At 46.1% G+C, this 1,059-nt stretch carries 2 protein-coding genes; one reads left to right on the plus strand and one right to left on the minus strand.

Features of this window, described 5'->3' with window-relative positions; all coding sequences use genetic code 11:
- The first annotated feature begins 112 nt into the window (after nucleotides 1-112).
- Nucleotides 113-361, plus strand: a complete 249-nt coding sequence (locus WEIDD23_RS11935) for a hypothetical protein (protein WP_010371399.1) — start codon at nucleotides 113-115, stop codon at nucleotides 359-361.
- A 94-nt stretch (nucleotides 362-455) separates the two neighbouring features.
- On the opposite strand, the gene WEIDD23_RS11940 is transcribed toward WEIDD23_RS11935, so the two are convergent.
- The coding region (locus WEIDD23_RS11940; RefSeq protein WP_062359093.1) for a pyrroline-5-carboxylate reductase family protein at nucleotides 456-1,059 on the minus strand (604 nt) is incomplete at its 5' end.

The raw sequence follows: 1,059 nt of genomic DNA on the forward strand, positions 1-1,059 counted from the left end.
GGTAGCCCCCTTCATTTGGTTACTAAAAGTTTAGCTGTTCAGGCTTAACCCCACCTTGATTTAAACTTACCGGTTCTTCACGTATAATGAAATAGACAAGAGGATAAACAATATGACAACTAAACAATTAGCTCATCCGAAGCTACTGCTATTCTTTGAAACGTTGACGGCTATCGGAGTCGTTGTTGCACTATTACGTTTTCTCGCCAGTATCATTAATGCGATTTATAAGCATACAACTGGCAATGAATTAACGTTTGTCACAACTATTCGTGATAATGCCTGGCAAAATTATTTAACGCTAGCGCTATTAATCATTGGTATTATTGGCACTCGCATCTTAAAGCGTCGTTTCAAGTAAAACAAAGCCGCAACCTCATCTGAAGTTGCGGCTTTTAAGCGTGTTCCGAAAGGCAAATCCTTACCATAACGCCATTCATCTCGCTCTTTTTGTTTTATTCAAACTCGGCATTCTTTTTCATAGTTGCTTGAATGGCGTCAGCCACCAAACCATTTAAGTTGCCTTGTTCAAGTGCTTCCCAACCAGCAGCTGTAGAACCGCCCGGTGTCATCACTTCATGGGCCAAGGTCATGGGGTCCTTCTTTAAATCACCCATGTGACGAGCCGTACCAACAACTGTTTGTTCTGCCAAACGCGCGGCTGTATCCGGCGCGATACCTGCCTGAATCCCCGCTTGCGTCATCGCTTCCGCAAATGCTGCAACAAAGGCTGGTCCCGAACCTGCTAATGCGCTAACAGCGCCAAACTGTTCTTCTGGCAATTCGTCTGTCCGACCCAACTCCAGGAACAACGCTGCGATTGCGCCCTTCACATCTTGATCCATATCCGTATCAAATGCCAACGCTGTGTAGCCATACTTCAATGCCACATTCACATTTGGTAACGTGCGTGCGACCATAACGTGCTCACCAAAGGCTGCATGCAAGGTTGCCAATGACACACCACCCAACACAGATGCCACAATCACACTTGGCTTCATCATAATCCCAAGTTGCAACTCTTTTGCGACAGCTTCAAGCTGCGCAGGTGGCATAGCC

The sequence above is a fragment of the Weissella sp. DD23 genome (genome assembly GCF_001579105.1).
GTDB lineage: Bacteria > Bacillota > Bacilli > Lactobacillales > Lactobacillaceae > Weissella > Weissella cibaria.

What these genes read in the sequence shown, in the direction of transcription:
- WEIDD23_RS11935 (WP_010371399.1), top strand. Translation starts at nt 113, where the DNA reads ATGACAACTAAACAATTAGCTCATCCGAAGCTACTGCTATTCTTTGAA.